Here is a 23970-nt window from a genome sequence, read left to right on the forward strand (position 1 = left end):
CTCAGGTCTCGGGCGTACGGGGTTTGGCCCGGCCCGCCTGGATCAGCTCGGCGACATCGAGACTCACCTCGGCGCCGATCGAGGCGGGCAGCGGCGCCTGCTGGCCGGGGGCGTACACCTCGTGGCGGTCGTACGAGCCCTCCAGCGGCTCCGTCAGGACGTGGACGCGGCCGTGCTTCCGGTCGAGGATCACGTAGACGGGGACCTTCGCCTCGGCGTACGCGGCGACCTTGTGCCGCAGGTCGCTGTTGTAGTTGCTGGAGGTGACCTCCAGGACCAGGCGGAAGACGGCCGGGTCGTAGCAGTTGTACTCGATCGGATGCTCGTCGAAATCCGCGTCGACCAGGGCGAGATCGGGGATCGCGTAGTCCTCCGGACCGCCCGGCAGCCACAGGCCGATGCCTTGGAGGACTGCCGTCTCCCCATCGTCGAGCCCGGCCATGATGAACGGACGCATGAGCTTGGTCAGGGCGCGGGCGTGCGGGCCGTCCAGGGGCGGAGCCACGGTGATGACGCCTCCGATGATCTCGACGCGATAGCCGGGATGCTGCTCGGCGAGCCGGTTGGCGGTGACGAGCAGGGGCTCCGGTCCATCGTCACAGGGGTGCTCGACTGCTGCTGCAGACATTGCGGGCCTCCTGGAATGGGCTGGTGTCGAGACCATCATCGTAGGGCGGAACGGCTACGGACCGTGTTTCCGGCATATGCCACTCGGTGGAGTGAAGTCGCCGGGTGAAGCAGAAACGGCCCCGCGCACCTCGCGGTGCGCAGGGCCGTTTCGAGGCGTACGCCCTACAGCTTCTCGATCACGTAGTCGACGCAGGCCGTCAGGGCCTGGACGTCGGACGGGTCGATCGCCGGGAACATCGCGACGCGCAGCTGGTTGCGGCCCAGCTTGCGGTACGGCTCGGTGTCCACGATGCCGTTGGCGCGCAGGACCTTGGCGACGGCCGAGGCGTCGATCTCGTCCGCGAAGTCGATCGTGCCGATGACCTGCGAGCGCTTCGCCGGGTCGGTGACGAACGGGGTCGCGTACTTGGAGTCGTCGGCCCAGCCGTACAGGTGGCCGGCGGAGGCGGCCGTGCGGCCGGTCGTGAAGGCCAGGCCGCCCTGGGTGTTCATCCACTTCAGCTGCTCGTCCAGCAGGAAGAGCGTGGCGAGCGCCGGGGTGTTGTACGTCTGGTTCTTCAGGGAGTTGTCGATCGCCGTGGGCAGCGAGAAGAACTCCGGGATGTGCCGGTCCGAGGCGTGGATACGGGCCGCGCGCTCCAGGGCCGCCGGGGAGAAGACGCCGATCCACAGGCCGCCGTCGGAGGCGAAGGACTTCTGCGGGGCGAAGTAGTAGACGTCGGTCTCGGCGATGTCGACGGGCAGGCCGCCGGCGCCGGAGGTGGCGTCCACCAGGACGAGGGAGCCCTCGTCGGCGCCCGCCACGCGCTTGACCGGGGCCGCGACACCGGTCGAGGTCTCGTTGTGCGTGAAGGCGTAGACGTCGACGCCCTCCTCGGCCCGCGGGTCCGGGTGGGTGCCCGGGTCGGAGGCGATGACGGTCGGGTCGGCCAGCCACGGGGCGAGCTTGGCGGCCTTCGCGAACTTGGAGGAGAACTCGCCGAAGTTGAGGTGCTGGGACTTCGACTCGATCAGACCGTGCGTCGCGATGTCCCAGAAGGCGGTGGAGCCGCCGTTGCCGAGGATCACCTCGTAGCCCTCGGGGAGGGAGAAGAGTTCGCGCACACCGTCGCGCACCGCGCCGACCAGGTTCTTCACCGGGGCCTGGCGGTGGGACGTACCGAGCAGAGACGTTCCGGTGGCGGCCAGCGCGTCGAGCGCCTCCGTCCGCACCTTGGAGGGACCGGCGCCGAAGCGTCCGTCGGCGGGCTTGATGTCAGCGGGAATCTGGATGTCGGCCACGAGTCGGAGCGTAGCCCTTCCGTGCGGCGGCTACGCACCCTGTCCGTCGGATGAGACAGGGTTCCCGACTCGTGGTCGTAGGAGGAACATCCGTACGGGCAGCCGTCAGCGCAGCGTGACCGGGAGTTCGTACAGGTCGTTCTGCGTGACGATCGGCTTGTTGCGCAGCTCGCCCGCCGGAACGGCCAGCGCCAGGTCCGGGAAGCGGGCGTACAGCGCGGGCAGGGCGACGGACGCCTCCAGGCGGGACAGCGCGGCCCCCGGGCAGACGTGCGGGCCGTGGCCGAAGGAGATGTGGCGGTTGGGGGAGCGGGTGACGTCGAACTCGGTCGCCGTCCCGCCCCACTGCCCCTCGTCGTGCGCGATGGCCGCGAAGGAGATCATGATCCCCTCGCCCTTGGGCAGCACCCGGTCGCCCACCTCGATGTCCTCCGTGGCGAACCGGATCAGGATGTGCGAGGTCGGCGCGGACCAGCGCAGCGTCTCCTCGATCACTCCGTCCCAGCTCACCTCGCCGGCCAGCACCGCGCGCCGCTGCTCGGGGTGGCTCTGGAGCGCCACGACCGCGTTCACGATGAGGCTGATCGTCGTCTCGTGGCCCGCCGCGATGATCAGCTTCAGGGTGTTGAGGATCTCGTCGTCGGTGAGGTGGTCCCCGTCCTCGGACGCCACCAGCAGCGCGCCGGTCAGGTCGTCGGCAGGGGACTCCTTCTTCTCGTCCAGGATGCGCGAGAACAGCGTGTGGATGTCCGCCATCATCTGCGGCACCTCGGAGCGGGGCGTCATGTTGGAGAAGAACTTGTCGAAGAGTTCCTTCATCCGGGGCAGATCGGCGGAGTCGATGCCCATCAGCTCGCTGATGACGTTCATCGGCAGCGGGTAGGCGAACTCCGCCTTCAGGTCGACCGTTTCGCCCGCCGCGTGCTGCTCCAGGCGGTCCAGCAGCTCGTTCGTACGCGCCTCGATGCCGGCGCGCAGCCGCTCCACGCGACGCACGGTGAGCGCCTGCGCGACCAGGCCGCGCAGCCTGCGGTGTTCGGCGCCGTCGGCGGTGAGCATGGTGCGGCCCGGGTTGACCAGGCCGATCAGCGGCCAGTCGAGCGGGATCTCGCCGCGCTGCCAGGCGCCCCACACGTTGATGTCCTTGACCAGGCGGCTGTCGGTGAGCAGCGCCTTCGCCTCGGCGTAGTGGGTGACGCTGTAGACGGGTACGCCGCCCGGCAGTTCGACGCGGGCGAGCGGGCCCGCCGCGTACAGCCGCGCGCTTTCGCCCGCGAGGTCGGCGACGAACGGGTCGAGGACGATGCGGTCGGGGTCGCTGCCGGTGCCGGCCGGATCGGTGGTGGTGGCGGTCATCTGGGGTCTCCAAGAGCCGGGGTGGGCGTGAAGCTCACGGGGAGGTCCGTCAGGCCACGCAGCCAGGGGGAGGGGCGCCGGGTCAGCTGTTCGGCGGGGACGGCGAGGTCGACGTCGGGCAGCCGGTCGAGGATGACCTCGATGGCCGTACGGGCGATGACCTCGGCGATCTCCTGCGCCGGGAACGGGCAGCGGTGCTCGCCGTGGCTGAAGGAGAAGAAGGCGTTGTTGCCGCCGGTCAGCGTGGACCCGTCGGTACGGACCTGGGGGTCGGCGTTGGCCCCGGCCAGGCTGAGGACGAGCAGGTCGCCCGCCTTGATGTGGCGGCCGCCGAGGCGTGCGTCGCGGGCCGCCCAGCGCCCGGCGATGTTCTGTGAGGGGGTGTCCTCCCACAGCACTTCGTTCATGGCCTCGGCGACGCTGTGCCGGCCGCCGGAGAGGGAGGCGGCGAAGCGGTCGTCGGTGAGCATGAGGCGCAGCGAGTTGCCGATCCAGTCGGAGGTCGGCTGGTGCCCGGCGGCCATCATGACCATCAGGTCCCGGGCGACGTCCTCCTGGGTGAAGCCGCCGGTGTTGGCGAGCATCCGGGTCGCGACGTCGTCGCCGGGCTCGGCCTGCCGCTCGGCCAGCAGCTGGTACATGGACGTGGCGATGTGTTTCTGGCCGGCCAGCGCGCTCGCCCCGCCGTTGATCATGTCGTTCATCGCGGTGACGAGGGCGGGGCCCTTGTCGTCGGAGAACCCGTAGAGCTTCGCCAGCACCCGTACGGGAAGCAGCATCGCGTACTGGGCGATCAGGTCCGTCGTACCGGCCGAGCAGAACGCGTCGATCAGCTCGTCGGCGAACGCCTCGGTGCTCTTCTTCAGCTCGAACGGGTTCGCGGCCTCCAGCGCCTCGCCGATCATCCCGGCGCGCCGGCTGTGGCGTTCGCCGACCGTGTAGAGGATCGAGGGCTGGGTCCGGCTGATCATCGGCATCAGCGGCCAGTCCTCGGGGATCGCGTCCCACTGGTTCCACAGCTGCGAGTCGCGGGTGAACAGGACCGGGTCCCCGGTGACCTGGTGCAGTTCGCGGTAGCCGAGCACGAGCCAGGCGGGGATGTCGCCGGGCAGCACGATCGGGGCGACCGGGCCGTGTTCGCGCCGGATCTCCCGGTACAGCTGGGCCGGTTCGGCCTGGAACCGGGGGCCGGACAGCGGTACGGCACCGGCCGCCGCGTGGGGGCACTGGGTCACGGGGTGGGCTCCGAGGTCAGGGCGGCCGTCAGGGCCGGGTCGGCGTCGGGCGCGGTGGGCCCGGTGGCGTCCCCGGCGCGTGCGGCGGACATCCGGTGCAGGTGCTCGACCAGGGTGATCAGCACGTACTTGCTGGAGGACCGGTCGCGTGCGTCGCACTCCACGAGTGGCACGTCCTGGGAGAGGTCGAGCGCCTCCCGGATCTGCTGCTCGGTGTGGAGCGGACCGCCGAAGTCGTTGCAGGCGATGATGAACGGCGTGCCGTGGTGCTCCAGCCGGTCGATGGCGTACCAGGAGTCGGCCAGCCGCCGGGTGTCGACCAGGACGACGGCGCCCAGGGTGCCGGAGAACAGCCGGTCCCACAGGAACCAGAAGCGCTCCTGGCCGGGTGCGCCGAACAGGTACAGCACCGAGCGTTCGTCCAGGCTGATCCGCCCGAAGTCGAAGGCGACCGTGGTGGACGTCTTGGAGCCCACGCCGTCGAGGTGGTCGACCGCCTCGCCGGCGCGGGTCATCGTCTCCTCCGTGTTGAGCGGACGGATCTCGCTCACGGATCGGACCATGGTGGTCTTGCCGACCCCGAAGCCGCCGACCACGACTATCTTCAGTCCGTTGTCGGCCGTCGCCTGCAGGGCGGCGCGGTCAGAGGTTGCGGAGTCCAACGAGCACCTGTTCCAGGATGTCGGGGGCGGGAAGCCGGTCCGATACGCGTGCGGTACGCGGGTGGCGGGCGCTGATCCGGCCGGTGTCGAGCAGGTCGCACAGCAGGATGCGCACGATGCTGACGGGCAGGTCCAGGGTCGCGGAGACCTCGACCACGGCGGTGGGCCGTTCGCACATCCGCAGGATCGCGGCGTGCTCCGACTGCATGCCGGGGGCCGGCTCGCACTCGGCGACCACCAGGGTGACCAGGTCGAAGGCGGCGGAGTCGGACCGGGTACGGCCACCGGTGAGGGTGTAGAGCCGGTCCGGGCCGTCGTCCCTGCCGGGCCGGGGGCGGCGCGTCATACGGCCGTGCCCGGGGCGGAGGCGGCCTCGGCGGGTTCGCGCGGCGGGGCCACCAGGTGCTCGCCGAGCTGCTCGACGAGCTCGCTCATGTTGTGCCCGACGAGGCCCACGTCGGCGCTCTCGGCGGCGACGACCGCGAGATGGGCGCCGGCGCCGGCCTCCACGATGAACAGGATGCCGCCGTAGAACTCGGTCATCGCCGACCGTACGCCGCCGCCACCGCTGCCGAACTCCACGGAGGCGCCGTGCGACAGGCTCTGGATGCCGGCGGAGATCGCGGCCAGCTGGTCCGCCTGGTCGACGGAGAGCTCGGGGGTGCGGCACAGCTTGAGGCCGTCCCTGGACAGCACGAGGGCGTGACGGGTGCCGGGGGTGCGCTCCAGGAGCCCCTCCAGCAGCCAGCTGAGCTTCTCGTCGGTGGTCGCGGTCATCGGGTGTTGCCTTCCGGGTCTGGGGAGTTGGGCCGTACGGCCTTGCGGAAGCTGCTGAAGCGGGCCGCCTGGGCCCCGGGGTCCGATGTGGGCCGGGGTACGGAGCCGTCCGCACCGGTCTCCGTGTTCTCGGCGCCGGAGGTCGACCGTGCGCGGGCCTCGGCGGCCGCCAGGGTGCGCCCGCGCGAGCGCTTGGGCAGGCCGCTCTCCCCGAACCTGGGGAGGTTGCCGGTGGTGTCGGACGCCGAGTCGGAGCGCATGGGCTCGTCGGCGGGCGGTGCGACGGGCGCGCTGTGCCGGTCGCCGGGGGCGGCCGGTTCGGCGCCGGAGGTGTGGACGGGCTCCGGCTCGGCTGCCGCGGCGGCCTGGGCCGGCGCCGGTCCGGTGCGGGCCGGGGTGCGGGTGATGATCTCCTGCGGGAGCATCATCAGGGCGCCCGTACCGCCGCGTGCCGAGGGCCGGAAGGAGACCGTGAGGCCGTGCTTGCGGGCCAGCCGGCCCACGACGGCGAGGCCGAGGCGGGTGCCGGTCAGGGCGGTGAGGTCGGTGTCGTCGGCGGAGACCGCGCGCTCGGCCCGGCGCAGTTGCACGTCGCTCATGACGAGGCCGCTGTCCTCGACGGTCACCACGATCCCGGCCGGGACCTCCTCCACGTACACATGGACCTCGGCGGTGGGCGGCGAGAAGTTCGCCGCGTTGTCGAGGAGTTCGGCCAGGGCGTGCATGACGCCCTCGGCGGCGTGGCCGGCGACGGCGACGTCGCTGGTGGAGTGGAGCCGGACGCGCTGGTAGCCGCTGATCCGGCCCATGGCGCCGCGCAGGACGGACTCCATGACGATCGGCCTGGCCCAGCGCCGCCCGGAACGCGCCCCGGTCAGTACGGCGATGGAGTCGGCGAGGCGGCCGGCCTGGGCGGTGCGGTGGTCCAGGTGCAGCAGGTCGGTCAGCACGTCCTCGGAGGTGTGCCGGTGCTCCATCTCGCGCAGGTCGGCGAGCATGCCCGTGGCCAGGGCCTGCATGCGTCCGGCCGCGTTGGCGCAGGAGGAGAGGGCCGCGGAGCGCTCGGTCCTGCTGCGCGCGGCGGCCGTCTTGAGCTCGGCGTTCTCGGTGGTGAGGCGGGCGGTGGTGGCCTTGGTCTCGGAGGTGAGGCGGGCCGTCGCGGCCTCGGCGTCGGCGGTGATCCGGGCCGTCTCGGCGGCGGCGGAGGCCTTGACGCGGGCGTTCTCGGCGGTGAACCGCTGGGCCTCGGCGGCGGAGGCCGAGACCAGGCGGGAGACCTCCGCGGTGAAGCGCCCGCTCTCGGCGGCGTGCGCCTCGCGGAGCCGGCGGATCGTGGCGCGGGCGTGGACGGCGGTCGCGACGGCGGCGGCGAGCAGTACGGCGGCGGCACAGGCGCCCCAGGCCACCGCGGTCCTGGCCGATTCGGGAGCGGCGACGATCGCCCACGCGCACAGCGGTCCGGTGAGGGCCACCGTGACCAGAAGGGCCAGTGAGGTCGGCCGGATTGAGGGGCTCAAAGCGGAGTCCTTGGGGGCGGACGGTGGCGGACGGGGCGGTTCGGGCGGGTCGGTGGCACTCGGGGTGAATCGGGACAACTGGAGCAGCGAATTCCTGGATAAGTCTCGGTCACTATATGAGAATTGACGATCTGTTTGGGAAGAACTTGTGGTGTTCTCTGTTCTCTTTCCGTTCGCATCCCTACCGATTTCCGACTGACCGACGTCGTTCCGGTGACCGTGGAGCTGTGGCGGCATTCTGGTCGAATGGCATCCGGCAATGCACCGCACGGCAGCACGCCCACCACCACCGCGCCCGCCGCGCTGGCCCGCGACCTGCGGGCGGCCGTACGCGGCGAGGTCGCGTTCGACGCCACCGCGAGGGCGCTCACGACGATGGACGCGTCCAACTACCGGCGGGTGCCGCTCGGCGTCGTGGCCCCGCGCGACGCCGCCGACACCGCCGCCGCGCTCGCCGTCTGCCGCGCGCACGGGGTACCCGTCGTGGCGCGCGGCGGCGGTACGTCCATCGCCGGCCAGGCCACCGGCACCGGCGTCGTCCTCGACCTCACCCGCCATCTGCGGTCCGTCGTCGAGCTGGACCCCGCGTCCCGTACCGCCGTCGTCCAGCCGGGCGTCGTCCTGGACGACCTGCGGGCCGCCGCCGCCCCGCACGGCCTCACCTTCGGCCCGGACCCTTCCACGCACAGCCGCTGCACCCTCGGCGGCATGATCGGCAACAACTCCTGCGGCTCCCACTCGGTCGCCTGGGGCACCACCGCAGACAACGTCCACGCCCTGACCGTCGCCCGCTACGGCGGCGACACCCTGCGCCTGGAGCGCGGCGCGCCCGGCCCGCCCGGCGTCCGCGAGCTGGTCGCGGACCACCTCGCCCTCCTGCGCACCGGCTTCCCCGACCTCCCGCGCCGCATCTCCGGCTACGCGCTGGACGCCCTGCTCCCCGAGAACGGTCCCGACCCCGTTCGCGCGTTCTGCGGCAGCGAGGGCACGCTCGGTGTCGTCACGGAGGCGACCCTGCGGCTGGTCGAGGCGCCCGCGGCCCGCGCCCTCGCCGTCCTCGGATACGCCGACGAGTCCGCCGCCGCCGAGGCCGCCCCCGGCCTCCTCCCGTACCACCCGCTGACCGTGGAGGGCATGGCCGCCGACCTCGTACGCGAACCGGCCGGGCTGCCGCGCGGCGGTGCCTGGCTGTTCGCCGAGACGGGCGGCGCGACCCCCGCCGAGGCGCGGGCGCACGCCGAACGCCTCGTACGGGCCGCGTCCGCCGACGCCGTGGACACCGCCGTCGTCACCGACCCGGCCGGGCAGCGGGCGCTGTGGCGCATCCGGGAGGACGCGGCCGGCACGGCGACCCGGATGCCGGGCGGCAGCGAGGCGTGGCCCGGCTGGGAGGACTGCGCGGTGCCGCCCGCCCGGCTCGGCGGCTACCTCCGCGACTTCCGGGCGCTGCTCGCCGAGCACGGCCTGCGCGGCACCCCGTACGGGCACTTCGGCGACGGCTGCATCCACGTCCGGATCGACTTCGACCTGCTGAGCCCCGAGGGCGTGGCCCGCTTCCGCCGCTTCTCCGAGGACCTCGCCGCACTCGTCGTCGCGCACGGCGGCTCGCTCTCCGGCGAACACGGCGACGGCCAGGCCCGCGCCGAACTGCTCCCGAAGATGTACGGGGACGAACTCGTCGCGCTCTTCGCCCGGTTCAAGGACCTCTGGGACCCCGACGGCGGCATGAACCCGGGCATCCTCGCCCGCCCGGCCCGTCTGGACGACAACCTCCGCTTCGACGTCCTGTCCCGCCGGCCCGTCGACGTGGCCTTCGGCTACCCGCACGACGGCGGCGACTTCTCGGCCGCCGTCCGCCGCTGCGTCGGCGTCGCCAAGTGCCGTACGGAGCGGGCCGCGGGCCCGTCCGTGATGTGCCCCTCCTTCCGGGCGACCGGCGAGGAGGCCCACTCCACACGCGGCCGGGCCCGGCTGCTGCACGAGATGCTGGCCGGGGCCGCGGGCGGCGTGATCACCGACGGCTGGCGCTCCACGGAGGTACGGGACGCGCTCGACCTGTGCCTGTCCTGCAAGGGCTGCCGCAGCGACTGCCCGGTGGGCGTGGACATGGCCACGTACAAGGCGGAGTTCCTGCACCACCACTACCGCCACCGGCTCCGCCCCGCCTCCCACTACGCGATGGGCCGGCTGCCGCAGTGGCTGCGCCTCGCCGCCCCCTTCGCGGGCCCGCTGAACGCCCTCGCCCGCATCCGCCCGCTCGCCGCCCTCGCCAAGCGGCTGGCGGGCATCGCACCCGAACGCGGGATTCCGGTGCTGGCGCGGGAGACGTTCACGCGGTGGCTGCTGCTGCGGGACCGGGGCGAGGGGGCGCGGGTCCTCGGGGGCGGTGGCCGGCGACGCCGGGGCGAGGGCGCGCGGGGCCTCCCCGGCGGGGGCACGCGGCCCCTTCCCGGCGAGGGCGCGCGGCCCGTCCCCGGCGACCGGGTCGCCCTTCTCTGGCCCGACACCTTCACCGAGCACCTCGCGCCCGAGGTGGGCCGGGCGGCGGTCCGGGTCCTGGAGGCGGCGGGAGGTACGGCCCTGCTGCCCGGGAAGGGGCTCTGCTGCGGCCTCACCTACGTCTCGACCGGCCAGCTCGACCAGGCCCGTGCGGTGATGCGCCGCACCCTGGACCGGCTGGGGGACGGCTTCGACCACCCCGTGGTCGTCCTCGAACCGAGCTGCGCCGCGACCCTGCGCACCGACCTGCCCGAACTCCTCCCGGACGACCCGCGCGCCGCCCGCCTCGCCGCCTCCGTCCACACCCTGGCCCAGTACCTGGAGGCGTACGTCCCCGACTGGACGCCCCCGCGCCTGGACGCGCCGGTCACCGGCCAGACCCACTGCCACCAGCACGCGGTCCTGGGCGACGAGGCGGACCGCAGGCTGCGCGAGCGGGCGGGCCTGACCGGCGACCTCAAGGGCGGCTGCTGCGGCCTGGCCGGAAACTTCGGCTTCGAGCGGGGCCACTGGGACGTCTCGGTGGCCTGCGCCGAGGACCAGCTCCTCCCGGCGGTCCGGGACGCGGCCCCCGGCACCCGCGTCCTGGCCGACGGCTTCTCCTGCCGCACCCAGCTCTCCCAGCTGGGCGGGGTACGCGGCCGGCACCTGGCGGAGGTGCTGGCGGAAGGGCTCACGGACTGACCCGGACGGCCCCGGCCACGCCCGGGGCCGGAGGGGACTACTCCGCCGAATGCGCGGGGATATTCGCGAACATGTCAAAACTGGTGGGGTGGGCGTGCGTCATCGCCTTTGTGATCTGGAGCCTGGTCGCGGTGCAGTGGATGGACAAGGGGTGCGACGCCGTGGAGGCGTACACCGCCGTCTTCGAGTACGGGGTGCCGGAGGGTCTTGAGTTCCTGCCGGCCTGCAACTCGTAGAGCGCCATGGACATTCGATGCCGCCGGGGCCGACCCCGGCGGCATTTCATTTCGTAAGCCCGGCGCGAGTCCTTACCGTGGACGGACGGGCCGCATCCGATGAGTGCAGTACCGTGTATCGGGTGGTGCATCATGCTGCACTCGTGATGTTCATGGAACCAAGAAGGACAGGCCCCGGGTGAACGACCAGAGCACCGCCGCAGAGCCGGCCGCAGCCGCCGTAGCCGTGCCGGAGGCGGTCGCGGCCCCCGGGCTCGGCGGCCCGGACGGGACCGGCGGGCGACGGGCCGCGCTCGCTCCGGTCGCGCTGGTGGTCGCGGGCGGTCTCTCCGTCCAGTTCGGCGCCGCCATCGCCGTGCTGCTCATGCCCAGGACCGGTGCGCTCGGCGTCGTCACGCTGCGGCTGGCCGCCGCGGCGCTGGTGCTGCTCGTCGTCTGCCGGCCCCGGCTGCGCGGCCACTCGCGCGCCGACTGGGGCACGGTGCTGGCCTTCGGCCTCGCGATGGGCGGCATGAACACGCTGTTCTACCAGGCCGCCGACCGCATCCCGCTCGGCGCCGCCGTCACCCTGGAGGTGCTCGGCCCGCTCGCCCTGTCGGTGATCGCCTCGCGCCGCCTGGTCAACGTCGTCTGGGCGGCCCTCGCCCTGGCCGGGGTCGTCCTGCTCAGCGGCGGGGGCTTCGACCGGCTCGACCCGGTGGGCGCCGCCTTCGCCCTCGCGGCGGGGGTGATGTGGGCGGCGTACATCGTCTTCAGCGCCCGCACCGGCCGCCGCTTCCCGCAGGCCGACGGGCTGGCCCTGGCGATGGTGGTGGCGGCCCTCCTCTCGCTGCCGCTCGGCATCATGGACGCGGGCTCCAGGCTCCTCGTCCCGAGCACGCTGGGGCTCGGCGCCGCCGTCGCGCTGCTGAGCTCCGTCCTCCCGTACACCCTCGAACTCATCGCCCTGCGCCGCCTGCCCGCGCCCACCTTCGCCATCCTGATGAGCCTGGAACCCGCCATCGCGGCCCTGGCCGGCTTTCTCCTCCTCGACCAGGCCCTCTCCACGACGGACGCCCTCGCCATTGCCCTGGTCATCGGCGCGAGCATGGGCGCGGTGCGCGGGCAGGTGCGGGGCGCCGGAAAGCGGTGACGGGGGCGGGCCGTTCGCCGTCGCCGCCGATCCCCGGCCCGGCGCACTCCATCAGGGGCTGTCGGGGCGAGGCCGCGAACGAGCCGTACTGCCCGGCGGACGCCGAAAGTGCCGCGTACTTCGTGGATCAACTGCCGAAGCCGGGCCTCCGCTCCTAAGGTGATCATAAGATCCGATCGAGAGGACCCCATGACGGAACGTGACGACCTGCTCGCGCTCGTGACCGACCAGCGCGCCAACTTCCTCTTCACCGTCGCCGAGATCGACGACGAACAGGCACGCGCCCGTACGACGGTGAGCGAGCTGACGCTCGGCGGCCTCGTCAAGCACCTCGGCTTCATGCAGCGCATGTGGCTGTCCGTCATCGACGGCACGGCCCCCGCCAAGGTCGAGTGGAGCGACCTCGACCCGGACGGTAACCGGATGACCGACTCCGATACGTTGCCGGAGCTGCTGGACGCCTTCCACGCGGCGTCCGCCGCGTTCGACGGCGCGGTACGCGACGAGGCCGACCTCGACCGCGAGATCACGCTCCCCACGTACCCCTGGTCGCCCCCGGACCCGATCGTCTGGAGCGTCCGCCGCGTCCTGTGGCACGTCTTCCGCGAGATCGCCCACCACAGCGGCCACGCCGACATCATCCGCGAGGCGCTGGACGGCGCGAACACGACGGCGAAGATGGCCGAGGCGGCGTCGAAGGGGCAGTAGCCCGCGGGCGGCCCGGCCCGGCACCATGGGGCCATGGACACACCGAGCACAGAGTGGATCACCGTCGCCGCCTACGAGAACCTGCCGGGCCGCCCGAGCCCGTCGGCGGCCGTCCGCGCTTGACTGCGTGACCGGGGCATCGACTGGATGCCGTTCGACCCGGAGGAGATCCGGTTGAACCTGGCCTGCGGAATCGGTCCCGACGGCCACTGGCACGGCTGGTTCGACATCCGGGTGCACGCCGACGAGCTGCGGCGGCTCGGACTCCATCCCGGCCAGCCCACATCCCGGGTCACCGGCCCGTCCCCGCCCGGCTGGTGGCACGCCGCCGCGGAGCGGAACGCCCGCTGGGGCCTGCCGACACAATCCCGCCCTCCGGGCGAACGACGGGAATCCGACGACAGGCCCCGGGCCGGCCCGGCAGCGGCCAACCGTCCGCTGCCGGGTCGGCGCCCGTCCTAGCTCAGGTGGCGTGCGAAGAACCGTTCGCCGTCGTCCACCTCGAACCACGGGGTGCCCGCGTGCCCGCCCACGTTGGCGTGTAGGGTCTTCTCCTCGCTGCCGAAGGCGTCGAACAGGTCCAGGGCGCGTTCGCGCGGGTTGCCCTCGTCGTCCCACTGGAGCAGGAGCAACAGGGGGACGGTGACCCGGCGGGCCTCCTCGTGCTGGGCGCGGGGCACGTAGCCGCCGGCGAAGAAGACGGCCGCCCGGACGCGGGGATCGGTGGCCGCGAGGCGGACGCCGACGGCGGTCCAGCCCGAGTAGCCGACGGAGCCGCCGATGCCGGGCAGTTCGAGGAGGGCGTCCAGGGTGGTCCGCCATTCCGGGACCGTCTTGCCGACCAGCGGGCCGACGAAGGCCTCGAAGAGTTCGTCGGCCGGTTCGCCCGCCCGCATCGCCCGGCGGAATTCGGCGCGGGCCGCGTCGTCGTCGGCGGAACGCGGCCGGTCCCCGTGTCCGGGGGCGTCGATCGCGGCCACCGCGTAACCGCGGGATGCGGCCTGCCGGGCCCTGCCCACCAGCCGGGATTCCCGCCGGTGCAGGCCGCCGTTGTGGGCCATCAGGATCAGCGGGGCCGGTTCGGCGGACGCGGGCGTCCACAGGGTGCCGGGGATCTCGCCGAGGGTGAATTCGCGTACGAGGACGCCGTTGTCGAGGCGTTGCTCGGAGGTGAAACGCATGGTCGTGCCTTTCGGGGAAAGCGCGTGGAACGGCGCTCCCGGACGACGACCTATCGCCCGACCGTGACCCCTGAGGGGAGCACCCATGTCGATACAACGTTCACGGGTACCACCTCCTCGGTCCTTCGCACGGCCTCCGGCAGGCTAACAGGGGCGGGCGGACCCGGGCACGGCAATAAAAATCATGCAAGCATGCTTGATTGTTTTCCGTTCCGCTGGCAGGCTCCCGGGCACACCGCCACGCCCCGAGGGGAGCGCACCGTGTCCGATGCCTCAGCCGTGCTCGACGATCTGCGCAGCGAGAGCCGGGAGCTCGATCTGCTCGTCGCCGGGGCGAGCGCGAGACAGTGGGCGGGGGCGACCCCCGCCGAGGGGTGGAGCGTCGCCCACCAGATCGCCCACCTGAGCTGGACCGACGACGTCGCGCTGATCTCCGTCACCGACCCCGGGCGGTTCGGCGACGAGGTGGCGAAGGCGATGAAGGACCCCGCGGGCTTCGTCGATGTGGCCGCCGGGGAGATCGTCGCCGCGTACGCCCCGGACGCGCTGCTCACCCGCTGGCGCGAGGGGCGCGAGCGGTTGCAGGAGGCGCTGCGGGCGGCGCCCGCCGGGGCGAAGTTCCCCTGGTACGGGCCGCCGATGAGCGTCGCGTCCGTCGCGACCGGGCGGCTCATGGAGACCTGGGCGCACGGCCAGGACGTCGCCGACGCCCTCGGGGCCACCCGCGCCCCTACCGCCCGGCTGCGGCACGTCGCGCGCATCGGGGTCCGGGCCCGCGACTACGCCTTCCTCGTCCGGGGGATGCAGCCGCCCGGCGAGGAGTTCCGGGTGGAGCTGACGGCGCCGGACGGCGAGTTGATCGCGTACGGTCCCGAGGGTGGCGCCCAGCGCGTCACCGGGCCGCTGCACGACTTCTGCCTGCTTGTCACGCAGCGCGCCCACCGCGACGACCTCGCCGTCCGGGCGGAGGGGGCCGACGCCGACACCTGGCTCTCCGTCGCCCAGGCCTTCGCCGGCCCCGCCGGTCCGGGCCGCCCGCCGAAGGCCCACCGATGACCCCGCCCCCGGCGCCCGGGACCCCGTCGGCCGGGTCCCCAGCGTCCGAGTCCCCGTCGTCCGCGCCCCCGCCCCCGGCGCCCGGGACCCCGTCGGCCGGGTCCCCAGCGTCCGAGTCCCCGTCGTCCGCGCCCCCGCCCCCGGCGCCCGGGTCCCCGGCGCCCGAGTCCCCAGCGTCTGCGTCCCCAGCGCCCCCGTCGCCCCCGCCCCTCCGTATAGGCAACGCCTCCGGGTTCTACGGCGACCGCTTCGACGCGGTGCGCGAGATGCTGACCGGTGGCCCTCTGGACGTCCTGACCGGTGACTACCTCGCCGAGCTGACCATGCTCATCCTCGGCCGCGGCCGCCTCAAGGACCCCTCGCGCGGCTACGCCACCACGTTCCTGCGGCAGTTGGAGGAGGGGCTCGGGCTCGCCCACGAGCGGGGCGTGCGGATCGTCGCCAACGCGGGCGGGCTCAACCCGGCCGGGCTGGCCGACGCCGTGCGCGAGCTGGCCGCGAAGGTCGGCGTGCCCGTGTGCGTCGCCCATGTCGAGGGCGACGGCCTGCCCGTACCGGAGGGGTTCCTCACCGCCAACGCCTACCTCGGCGGCGCCGGCATCGCCGCCTGCCTGCGGGCCGGGGCCGATGTCGTCGTCACCGGCCGGGTCACCGACGCCGCCCTCGTCACCGGGCCCGCCGCCGCCCACTTCGGCTGGGGCCCGGAGGACCACGACGCGCTCGCCGGGGCCGTCGTCGCCGGGCACGTCCTGGAGTGCGGGACACAGGCCACGGGCGGCAACTACTCCTTCTTCCGCGCCCACGACATCCGCCGCCCCGGCTTCCCCGTCGCCGAGATCCACGCCGACGGCACGTCCGTCATCACCAAGCACGACGGCACGGGCGGCGTGGTCGACCTCGGCACCGTCACCGCCCAACTCCTGTACGAGACCCAGGGAGCCAGGTACGCGGGCCCCGACGTCACCGCCCGGCTCGACACCGTACGGCTGTCGTCCGACGGGCCGGACCGGGTCAGGATCTCCGGCGTGCGCGGCGAGGCGCCCCCGCCCACCCTCAAGGCCGGGCTCACCCGGCTCGGGGGCTGGCGCAACGAGGTCGTCTTCGTGCTCACCGGGCTCGACATCGAGGCCAAGGCGCGGCTTGTGCGGGACCAGTTCGCGGACGCCTTCGCGCGCGCCGGACGGCCACCCGACGAGGTGCGCTGGGAGCTGGCCCGTACGGACAGTCCCGACGCCGACACCGAGGAGACCGCCAGCGCCCTGCTCCGGCTCGTCGTCCGCGACCGGGAGCCGGACCCCGTCGGGCGCGCGCTGTCCGGCGCCGCGATCGAACTCGCCCTCGGCAGCTACCCCGGCTTCCATGTCACCGCCCCGCCCGGCAAGGGAGCACCCTACGGCGTGTTCGAGGCCGGGTACGTACCGGCGGGGGAGGTCGAGCATGTCGCCGTACTGTCCGACGGGACGCGCCGGACCATCGCGCACCCCGTACGCACGCAGGCCCTGACGGACGTCGAACAGCCGCCGCTGCCCCCGCCGTTGGAGCCGGGACCGACCCGCCGCGCGCCGCTCGGCCGGGTCGCCGGGGCCCGCAGCGGGGACAAGGGCGGGGACGCCAACGTCGGGGTGTGGGCCCGGGACGACGAGGCGTGGCGCTGGCTGGCCCACGAACTGACCGTCGAGCGACTGCGCGTTCTCCTCCCGGAGACCGCCGGACTCACCGTCGTACGCCACGTCCTGCCGAACCTGCGCGCCCTGAACTTCACCGTCCACGGGCTGCTCGGCGAAGGCGTCGCCGCCCAGCACCGCTTCGACCCGCAGGCCAAGGCCGTGGGGGAGTGGCTGCGCGCCCGCCACCTGGACATACCCGTGACCCTGCTGGAGCCGGAGGACCACGTATGACCGTCCTGCCCACCGGGCTCGACACCGCGAGCCCCGAATACGCGGCCAACCGGGCCGCCATGCTCGACAAGCTCGCCGAACTGGACGCCGCGCACGCCAAGGCGCTGGAGGGCGGCGGCGCGAAGTACGTCGAGCGGCACCGTTCGCGCGGCAAGCTGCTGGCCCGCGAGCGCGTCGAGCTGCTGGTCGACCGGGACACCCCGTTCCTCGAACTGTCGCCGCTCGCCGCCTGGGGCAGCGAGTACGCGGTGGGCGCCTCGCTCGTCACCGGGATCGGGGTGGTGGAGGGCGTGGAGTGCCTGATCACCGCCAACGACCCGACCGTACGCGGTGGCGCGTCCAACCCGTGGACGCTGAAGAAGGCGCTGCGCGCCAACGAGATCGCCTTCGCCAACCGGCTCCCCGTCATCAGCCTGGTCGAGTCGGGCGGCGCCGATCTGCCGTCCCAGAAGGAGATCTTCATCCCCGGCGGCGCGCTCTTCCGCGACCTCACCCGGCTCTCCGCCGCCGGCATCCCGACCGTGGCCGTGGTCTTCGGCAACTCCACCGCCGGCGGGGCGTACGTCCCCGGCATGTCCGACCACACCGTCATGATCGAGGAGCGGTCCAAGGTCTTCCTGGGCGGCCCGCCCCTGGTGAAGATGGCGACCGGTGAGGAGAGCGACGACGAATCGCTCGGCGGCGCAGCGATGCACGCCCGTACCTCCGGGCTCGCCGACCACTTCGCCGTGGACGAGCAGGACGCCCTGCGCCAGGCCCGCCGCATCGTCGCCCGCCTCAACTGGCGCAAGGCGCACAGCGATCCGGGCCCGGCCGAACCGCCGAAGTACGACGAGGACGAGCTGATCGGCATCGTGCCCGGGGACCTGAAGGTGCCGTTCGACCCGCGCGAGGTCATCGCCCGGCTGGTCGACGGCTCGGACTTCGACGCGTTCAAACCGCTGTACGGGACGAGCCTGGTCACCGGCTGGGCGCGGCTGCACGGCTACCCGGTCGGCATCCTCGCCAACGCGCAGGGCGTGCTGTTCAGCGAGGAGTCGCAGAAGGCCGCCCAGTTCATCCAGCTCGCCAACCAGCGCGACATCCCCCTCCTCTTCCTGCACAACACCACCGGCTACATGGTCGGCAAGGAGTACGAGCAGGGCGGCATCATCAAACACGGCGCGATGATGATCAACGCCGTCTCCAACTCCAAGGTCCCGCACCTGTCGGTCCTGATGGGCGCCTCCTACGGCGCCGGGCACTACGGCATGTGCGGCCGCGCCTACGACCCGCGCTTCCTCTTCGCCTGGCCCAGCAGCAAGTCCGCCGTCATGGGACCGCAGCAACTGGCCGGGGTGCTCTCCATCGTCGCCCGCGCCTCGGCCGCCGCGAAGGGGCGTCCTTACGACGACGAGGCCGACGCCGGACTGCGCGCCATGGTCGAGCAGCAGATCGAGTCCGAGTCCCTGCCGATGTTCCTGTCCGGGCGGCTGTACGACGACGGGGTCATCGACCCGCGCGACACCAGGACCGTCCTCGGGATGTGCCTGTCCGCCGTCCACACCGCACCGGTCGAGGGCGCCCGCGGCGGCTTCGGCGTCTTCCGGATGTGAGGAGTGAAGTGATCACCAGCCTGCTCGTCGCCAACCGGGGCGAGATCGCCTGCCGGATCTTCCGCACCTGCCGGGCGCTCGGCATCGCCACCGTCGCCGTGTACTCGGACGCCGACGCCGGCGCCCTGCACGTCCGGGAGGCCGACACCGCCGTACGGCTGCCGGGCGCGGCCCCCGCCGACACGTACCTGCGCGGCGATCTCGTCGTGGCCGCCGCGCTCGCCGCCGGGGCGGACGCCGTGCACCCCGGGTACGGCTTCCTCTCCGAGAACGCGGGCTTCGCCGCCGCCGTGCGGGACGCCGGGCTCGTGTGGGTCGGGCCGCCGGCCAGGGCCATCGAGCTGATGGCGTCCAAGACCCGCGCCAAGGAGCTGATGGACGCCGCCGGGGTGCCGCTCCTCGCCCCCGTGGACCCGGCCGCCGCCACCGCCGACGACCTGCCGCTGCTGCTGAAGGCGGCGGCGGGCGGTGGCGGGCGCGGAATGCGGATCGTACGGGAACTGAGCGAGCTGCCGGGGGAGTTGACCGCCGCCGGGGCCGAGGCGCTGTCCGCGTTCGGGGACGGGGAGGTCTTCGCCGAGCCGTACGTGGAGCGCGGCCGGCACGTCGAGGTCCAGGTCATGGCCGACGGGCACGACGGGGTCTGGGCGCTCGGCACCCGGGACTGCTCGCTCCAGCGCCGGCACCAGAAGGTCATCGAGGAGGCCCCCGCGCCCGGCCTCTCCGACGAGCTGCGGGAACGGCTGCACGAGGCCGCCGTGGCCGCCGCCCGCGCGGTCGGCTACCGGGGCGCCGGCACCGTCGAATTCCTGGTCGCCGCCGACGGACGCCCGTACTTCCTGGAGATGAACACCCGCCTCCAGGTCGAACACCCCGTCACGGAAGCCGTGTTCGGGCTCGACCTGGTCGCCCTGCAACTCCGGATCGCGGAGGGCGAGCCGCTGCCCGCCGCCGCGCCGCCGGAGCCGAGCGGGCACGCCGTCGAGGCCCGGCTCTACGCGGAGGACCCGGCGCGGGACTGGCAGCCGCAGACCGGAGCACTGCTCTCGTTCGACGTACCGGAGGAACCCGGACTGCGGCTGGACACCGGCTACACGGGCGGCGACACCATCGGCGTGCACTACGACCCGATGCTCGCCAAGGTCATCGCCCACGCCCCCTCCCGCAACAAGGCCGTACGGCTCCTCGCCCGCGCCCTGGAGCGCGCCCGTATCCACGGCCCGGTCACCAACCGGGAGCTGCTCGTCCACTCCCTGCGCCACCCGGACTTCCTGGCGGCCCGCCTGGACACCGGCTTCTACGACCGCCACCTGGCCGCCCTGACCCCCGCGCCCGACGAGACGTCCGTACGGCAGGCCGCGACCGCCGCCGCCGTAGTCGAGGCGGCCCGCAACGCCACGCTCGACGCCGGGGGGTTCATGCGCTTCGGCGCCTGGCGCAACCTCCCCTCGCAGCCCCAGCTCCGGCGCTACCGCAGTGAACCGGACGGCCGCGAGTACGAGATCACCTACCGCCCCACCCGCGACGGCCTGACCGTCGGCACGGAGGGCGTCCGCGTGGTCTCCGCAGACCGGATCCGCGCCACCCTCGACATCGACGGCGTGACCCGCGTCTTCCACGTGGCCGTACGCGACGGCCGGGCGTACGTGGACAGCCCCTCCGGCGCGTACACCTTCACCGCCCTGCCCCGCTTCACCGACCCCGCCGGCCGCACCGAACCCGGCTCCCTGCTCGCCCCCATGCCCGGCACCGTCGTCCGCCTCGCCGACGGCCTGGCCGCCGGGGCCACCGTCGAGGCGGGGCAGCCGCTGATCTGGCTGGAGGCGATGAAGATGGAGCACCGCGTCCTCGCCCCCGCCTCCGGCACCCTCACCGCCCTGCACGCCGCGCCCGGCCTCCAGGTGGAGGTGGGCGCCCTGCTCGCCGTCGTCACGGAATCCGCAGACTCTGCTGAGGAGCACGCATGAGCACGAGCACCGTCCTCGAAACCGAAGAGCACCAGGCCCTGCGCGCCGCCGTCGCCGCCCTCGGAAAGCGGTACGGCCGCGCCTACATGACCTCCCTCGTCACCGAGGGCGCCCACCCGCGCGAGCTGTGGGCGGAGGCGGCGAAAGCCGGCTTCCTCGGCGTGAACCTCCCGGAGGAGTACGGGGGCGGGGGCGCGGGCATGGCCGAACTCTCCATCGTTCTGGAGGAGTTGGGGGCTTCCGGCTCGCCCCTCCTCATGATGATCGTCTCGCCCGCGATCTGCGGCACGGTGATAGCCCGCTTCGGCACCGAGGAGCAGAAGCGGCAGTGGCTGCCCGGCCTCGCCGACGGCTCCCGCACCATGGCCTTCGGCATCACCGAGCCCGACGCCGGCTCCAACTCGCACCGCATCACCACCACCGCCCGCCGCGACGGCGAGGACTGGCTGCTCACCGGCCGCAAGGTCTTCGTCTCCGGCGTCGACATCGCGGACGCCACGCTCATCGTCGGCCGCACCGAGGACGCCAGGACCGGCAAGCTCAAGGCCTGCCTGTTCATCGTCCCCCGCGAGACACCCGGCTTCCAGCGGTCGCAGATCGACATGGAGGTCCAGGCGCCGGAGAAGCAGTTCGAACTCGTCCTGGACGACGTACGGCTGCCGGCCGAAGCCCTGGTAGGCGATGAGGACGCGGGCCTGCTCCAGCTCTTCGCCGGCCTCAACCCCGAACGCATCATGACCGCCGCCTTCGCGATCGGCATGGGTCGTTACGCGCTCGGCCGGGCCGTCGACTACGCGAAGACCCGCCAGGTGTGGAAGGAGCCGATCGGCGCCCACCAGGCCATCGCCCACCCGCTGGCCCAGGCCCACATCGAAATCGAACTGGCCCGCCTGATGATGCAGAAGGCCGCCCGGCTCTACGATGCGGGCGACGACTTCGGCGCGGGCGAGGCGGCGAACATGGCGAAGTACGCGGCCGGTGAGGCGTGCGTGAAGGCGGTGGACCAGGCGGTGCACACGCTCGGCGGCAACGGCCTCACCCGCGAGTACGGCCTCGCGTCCCTGATCACGGGCGCCCGGGTGGCCAGGATCGCACCGGTCAGCAGGGAAATGATCCTGAACTACATCTCCCACCAGACGCTGGGGCTGCCGAAGTCGTACTGAGCGCAGCACAGTCGTACGTACGGGCGGCGGCCACCGGCCGCAGTCCTTCGTCCCGCCCTCGAAGGGAACGACCATGGTGTTCCACAGCGAGTACGCAGACGTTCCGGTCCTGGAAGCGCCCATCCACGACGTGGTCCTCGGCGGGGCCGCGGCCCACGGGGACACCGTCGCCCTGATCGACGGCACCAACGGCATGAGCGTGACCTACGCCCAGCTGGACACGTTCCACCGCCGCATCGCCGCCCACCTGGCCGAGGCCGGCCTGCGCAAGGGCGACGTCCTCGCCCTCCACAGCCCCAACACGATCGCCTACCCGGCCGTCTTCTACGGGGCGACGCGGGCCGGAGCGGCGGTCACCACCGTGCACCCGCTGGCCACGGCCGAGGAGTTCGCCAAACAGATCGAGGACAGCGGCGCCCGCTGGATCGTGACCGTCTCGCTGTTCCTCGACGTGGCCCGCCGGGCGGCCGAACTGGCGGGCGGTGTCCAGGAGATCTACGTCTGCGACCGGGCGGAGGGCCACACCTCCGTCCTCGACATGCTCGGCTCCACCGCCCCGGAACCGGAGATCGCGTTCGACGCCGACGACGTCGCCGTACTCCCGTACTCCTCCGGGACCACCGGCACCCCCAAGGGCGTCATGCTCACCCACCGCTCCATCGGCAGCAACCTGGAGCAGCTGCGCCCCTTCATCCCCATGGAGCCCGGCCAGATCATCCTGGCCGTACTCCCCTTCTTCCACATCTACGGCCTCACCGCCCTGCTGAACGTCCCGCTGCGCAGCGGCGCCACGGTCGTCGTGCTGCCGCGCTTCGACCTCGACCAGTTCCTCGGCGTGATCCAGGAGTACCGCGTCACCGGCCTGTACGTGGCCCCGCCGATCGTCCTGGCCCTCGCCAAACACCCGGCCGTCGACGCCTACGACCTGTCCGGCGTCGAGTACATCGTCAGCGCCGCCGCCCCCCTCGACGCAGACCTGGCCGCCGCGTGCGCCGCCCGCGTGGGCGTACCGGCCGTGCTCCAGGCGTACGGGATGACGGAGCTGTCCCCCGGCGCCAACGTCGTACCCATCGACGCCCGGGACGCCCCGCCCGGAACCGTCGGAAAACTGCTCCCCAACACCGAACTGCGCATCACGTCCCTGGACACCCCCGGCGAGGACCTGGGCATCGGCACCGACGGCGAGATCCTGATCCGCGGCCCCCAGACCATGAAGGGCTACCTGGGCCGCCCCGACGCCACCGCCGCCATGATCGACCCGGACGGCTGGGTCCACACCGGCGACGTCGGCCGGGTCGACGCGAACGGCTGGCTGTTCGTCGTGGACCGCGTCAAGGAACTCATCAAGTACAAGGGCTACCAGGTCGCCCCCGCCGAACTGGAAGCGCTGCTCCTCGGCCACGCGTCGGTCGCCGACGCGGCGGTGATCGGAGTCCCCGACCCCGACGGCAACGAGATCCCGAAGGCCTACGTGGTCCGCACCCCGGGAGCGGACCTGACGGCGGACGCCCTGATGGCCTGGGTGGCGGAACGGGTGGCCCCGTACAAGAAGGTGCGGGAGGTCGAGTTCATCGAGACGGTCCCGCGCGCGGTCTCGGGAAAGATCCTCCGCAGGGAACTACGCGAACCACGGGAACTGCGGGAACGGGCGGACGGGCGGTGACGGGCGGCCGGTGGGCGGGAGGCCGGTGACGGGAGGTCGGTGAGCGGGCGGCCGGCGGGCGGGCCCGGTGCGGTCGCCCGGATACCCTCCTCACGGGAAAGAGCTGTGCGTGGCGCGACGAGGGCCAGGAGTGCGAGGAGACCGGACGTGACGACGAGCGACACGGTGACGGACGCGTCGTCGCCCACGCGCAGGCGCGCGTACCTGCTGTGGGCGATCGCGGCCCTCGCGTACGCCGTCGACCTGGGGAGCAAGCTGGCGGTGGTCGCGAGGCTCGAAGGCCGTACGACCGTATCCGTGCTCGGGGACTGGCTGGTCCTGCGGGTGCAGCGCAACCCCGGCGCCGCCTTCGGCATGGGTGAGGCGACGACGATCGTCTTCACCCTGATCGCCACGGCCGTCGCCGTCGTCGTGGTCCGCTACTCACGCCGCCTGGCGAGCACCCCCTGGGCCATCGCCCTCGGCCTGCTCCTGGGCGGCGCCCTCGGCAACCTGACCGACCGCCTCTTCCGCACCCCCGGCGGCCTCCAGGGCGCGGTGGTCGACTTCATCTCCGTCCGGGGCTTCAGCGTGATGAACCTCGCCGACTGGGCCATCACCTGCGGCTGCGCCCTGGCCCTCCTGCTGTCCTTCCGAGGCTCACCGACGACGGGCCCCGTGGCCCGTTCCGACGAGGCGGAGGGCGCGGAGGGGGAGGCGGCGGCGTAGGGCGGACGGTCGCAGTGCCGTG

The 23970-nt window shown here is 73.0% G+C and carries 20 protein-coding genes and 1 pseudogene; 12 read left to right on the plus strand and 9 right to left on the minus strand.

Annotated elements, in window-relative coordinates; all coding sequences use genetic code 11:
• Nucleotide 1: 1 nt before the first annotated feature.
• The 8 genes from P8A18_RS19365 to P8A18_RS19400 all read right to left on the minus strand — a co-directional run bounded on the left by P8A18_RS19365 (nt 2) and on the right by P8A18_RS19400 (nt 7458).
• Complete coding sequence (locus P8A18_RS19365; protein WP_306056130.1) at nt 2-628, minus strand: Uma2 family endonuclease; 627 nt, start codon at nt 626-628, stop codon at nt 2-4.
• 164 nt (nt 629-792) lie between these two features.
• On the minus strand, nt 793-1911 hold the full coding sequence (gene serC, locus P8A18_RS19370; protein ID WP_306056132.1) for a phosphoserine transaminase: 1119 nt from the start codon (nt 1909-1911) through the stop codon (nt 793-795).
• Nucleotides 1912-2016: 105 nt separating this feature from the next.
• Nucleotides 2017-3267 (minus strand): cytochrome P450 family protein, encoded by a 1251-nt coding sequence (locus P8A18_RS19375; RefSeq protein WP_306056133.1) that lies wholly within the window; start codon nt 3265-3267, stop codon nt 2017-2019.
• The gene (locus P8A18_RS19380) at nt 3264-4502 is read right to left on the minus strand and encodes a cytochrome P450 (RefSeq protein ID WP_306056134.1); all 1239 of its coding nucleotides are present in this window, start codon (nt 4500-4502) and stop codon (nt 3264-3266) included. Before P8A18_RS19380 ends, P8A18_RS19375 begins: the two co-directional genes overlap by 4 nt.
• Nucleotides 4499-5164, minus strand: coding sequence for a GTP-binding protein (locus tag P8A18_RS19385; protein WP_306056136.1), 666 nt, complete (start codon nt 5162-5164; stop codon nt 4499-4501). The genes P8A18_RS19380 and P8A18_RS19385 overlap by 4 nt, the downstream gene beginning before the upstream one ends.
• Complete coding sequence (locus P8A18_RS19390) at nt 5145-5510, minus strand: DUF742 domain-containing protein (protein ID WP_018553158.1); 366 nt, start codon at nt 5508-5510, stop codon at nt 5145-5147. Before P8A18_RS19390 ends, P8A18_RS19385 begins: the two co-directional genes overlap by 20 nt.
• Nucleotides 5507-5941, minus strand: a complete 435-nt coding sequence (locus P8A18_RS19395) for a roadblock/LC7 domain-containing protein (protein WP_306056137.1) — start codon at nt 5939-5941, stop codon at nt 5507-5509. Before P8A18_RS19395 ends, P8A18_RS19390 begins: the two co-directional genes overlap by 4 nt.
• The gene (locus P8A18_RS19400; protein ID WP_306056139.1) at nt 5938-7458 is read right to left on the minus strand and encodes a sensor histidine kinase; all 1521 of its coding nucleotides are present in this window, start codon (nt 7456-7458) and stop codon (nt 5938-5940) included. Before P8A18_RS19400 ends, P8A18_RS19395 begins: the two co-directional genes overlap by 4 nt.
• Before the next feature lie 246 nt (nt 7459-7704).
• On the opposite strand from P8A18_RS19400, the gene P8A18_RS19405 reads away from it, so the two are divergent.
• The 5 genes and pseudogenes from P8A18_RS19405 to P8A18_RS19425 form a co-directional block, all read left to right on the plus strand.
• Nucleotides 7705-10641, plus strand: a complete 2937-nt coding sequence (locus P8A18_RS19405; RefSeq protein ID WP_306056141.1) for an FAD-binding and (Fe-S)-binding domain-containing protein — start codon at nt 7705-7707, stop codon at nt 10639-10641.
• Nucleotides 10642-10712: 71 nt separating this feature from the next.
• Nucleotides 10713-10877 (plus strand): hypothetical protein, encoded by a 165-nt coding sequence (locus P8A18_RS19410; protein ID WP_018553154.1) that lies wholly within the window; start codon nt 10713-10715, stop codon nt 10875-10877.
• A gap of 178 nt (nt 10878-11055) precedes the next feature.
• The gene (locus P8A18_RS19415; RefSeq protein WP_306056143.1) at nt 11056-12009 is read left to right on the plus strand and encodes an EamA family transporter; all 954 of its coding nucleotides are present in this window, start codon (nt 11056-11058) and stop codon (nt 12007-12009) included.
• 189 nt (nt 12010-12198) lie between these two features.
• The gene (locus tag P8A18_RS19420; protein ID WP_306056144.1) at nt 12199-12717 is read left to right on the plus strand and encodes a DinB family protein; all 519 of its coding nucleotides are present in this window, start codon (nt 12199-12201) and stop codon (nt 12715-12717) included.
• A gap of 147 nt (nt 12718-12864) precedes the next feature.
• Nucleotides 12865-13062, plus strand: a pseudogene (locus tag P8A18_RS19425) (hypothetical protein); the annotation flags it as partial.
• Between the two features lie 113 nt (nt 13063-13175).
• Here the strand turns inward: P8A18_RS19425 and P8A18_RS19430 are convergent.
• Entirely contained in the window at nt 13176-13898 is a 723-nt protein-coding gene (locus P8A18_RS19430) for a dienelactone hydrolase family protein (RefSeq protein ID WP_306056146.1), read from the minus strand.
• A 261-nt stretch (nt 13899-14159) separates the two neighbouring features.
• On the opposite strand from P8A18_RS19430, the gene P8A18_RS19435 reads away from it, so the two are divergent.
• The 7 genes from P8A18_RS19435 (at nt 14160) to lspA (ending at nt 23948) form a co-directional block, all read left to right on the plus strand.
• A complete protein-coding gene (locus P8A18_RS19435) occupies nt 14160-14954 on the plus strand; it encodes a TIGR03084 family metal-binding protein (RefSeq protein WP_306056148.1) in 795 nt (264 codons plus the stop codon).
• Between the two features lie 215 nt (nt 14955-15169).
• Complete coding sequence (locus P8A18_RS19440; RefSeq protein WP_306061007.1) at nt 15170-16852, plus strand: acyclic terpene utilization AtuA family protein; 1683 nt, start codon at nt 15170-15172, stop codon at nt 16850-16852.
• Nucleotides 16849-18447 carry an acyl-CoA carboxylase subunit beta gene (locus P8A18_RS19445; protein WP_306056150.1) on the plus strand — a complete coding sequence of 533 codons (1599 nt, stop codon included), beginning with the start codon at nt 16849-16851 and terminating at the stop codon, nt 18445-18447. Before P8A18_RS19440 ends, P8A18_RS19445 begins: the two co-directional genes overlap by 4 nt.
• A gap of 8 nt (nt 18448-18455) precedes the next feature.
• A complete protein-coding gene (locus P8A18_RS19450; RefSeq protein ID WP_306056152.1) occupies nt 18456-20414 on the plus strand; it encodes an acetyl/propionyl/methylcrotonyl-CoA carboxylase subunit alpha in 1959 nt (652 codons plus the stop codon).
• Nucleotides 20411-21577, plus strand: a complete 1167-nt coding sequence (locus P8A18_RS19455; RefSeq protein WP_306056154.1) for an acyl-CoA dehydrogenase family protein — start codon at nt 20411-20413, stop codon at nt 21575-21577. Before P8A18_RS19450 ends, P8A18_RS19455 begins: the two co-directional genes overlap by 4 nt.
• Nucleotides 21578-21650: 73 nt before the next feature.
• Complete coding sequence (locus P8A18_RS19460) at nt 21651-23240, plus strand: 4-coumarate--CoA ligase family protein (RefSeq protein ID WP_306056156.1); 1590 nt, start codon at nt 21651-21653, stop codon at nt 23238-23240.
• 147 nt (nt 23241-23387) lie between these two features.
• Complete coding sequence (lspA, locus tag P8A18_RS19465) at nt 23388-23948, plus strand: signal peptidase II (protein ID WP_306056158.1); 561 nt, start codon at nt 23388-23390, stop codon at nt 23946-23948.
• Nucleotides 23949-23970: the final 22 nt, after the last annotated feature.

Source organism: Streptomyces sp. Mut1, from assembly GCF_030719295.1.
GTDB classification, from domain to species: domain Bacteria; phylum Actinomycetota; class Actinomycetes; order Streptomycetales; family Streptomycetaceae; genus Streptomyces; species Streptomyces castrisilvae.

Excerpts from the sequence above, each read along its gene's own strand:
- P8A18_RS19445 (WP_306056150.1), top strand. The coding sequence starts at position 16,849 with ATGACCGTCCTGCCCACCGGGCTCGACACCGCGAGCCCCGAATACGCG.
- P8A18_RS19405 (WP_306056141.1), top strand. The coding sequence starts at position 7,705 with ATGGCATCCGGCAATGCACCGCACGGCAGCACGCCCACCACCACCGCG.
- P8A18_RS19395 (WP_306056137.1), bottom strand. The coding sequence starts at position 5,941 with ATGACCGCGACCACCGACGAGAAGCTCAGCTGGCTGCTGGAGGGGCTC.
- P8A18_RS19365 (WP_306056130.1), bottom strand. The coding sequence starts at position 628 with ATGTCTGCAGCAGCAGTCGAGCACCCCTGTGACGATGGACCGGAGCCC.
- P8A18_RS19375 (WP_306056133.1), bottom strand. The coding sequence starts at position 3,267 with ATGACCGCCACCACCACCGATCCGGCCGGCACCGGCAGCGACCCCGAC.
- P8A18_RS19430 (WP_306056146.1), bottom strand. The coding sequence starts at position 13,898 with ATGCGTTTCACCTCCGAGCAACGCCTCGACAACGGCGTCCTCGTACGC.
- P8A18_RS19460 (WP_306056156.1), top strand. The coding sequence starts at position 21,651 with ATGGTGTTCCACAGCGAGTACGCAGACGTTCCGGTCCTGGAAGCGCCC.
- P8A18_RS19420 (WP_306056144.1), top strand. The coding sequence starts at position 12,199 with ATGACGGAACGTGACGACCTGCTCGCGCTCGTGACCGACCAGCGCGCC.
- P8A18_RS19390 (WP_018553158.1), bottom strand. The coding sequence starts at position 5,510 with ATGACGCGCCGCCCCCGGCCCGGCAGGGACGACGGCCCGGACCGGCTC.
- P8A18_RS19455 (WP_306056154.1), top strand. The coding sequence starts at position 20,411 with ATGAGCACGAGCACCGTCCTCGAAACCGAAGAGCACCAGGCCCTGCGC.
- P8A18_RS19410 (WP_018553154.1), top strand. The coding sequence starts at position 10,713 with ATGTCAAAACTGGTGGGGTGGGCGTGCGTCATCGCCTTTGTGATCTGG.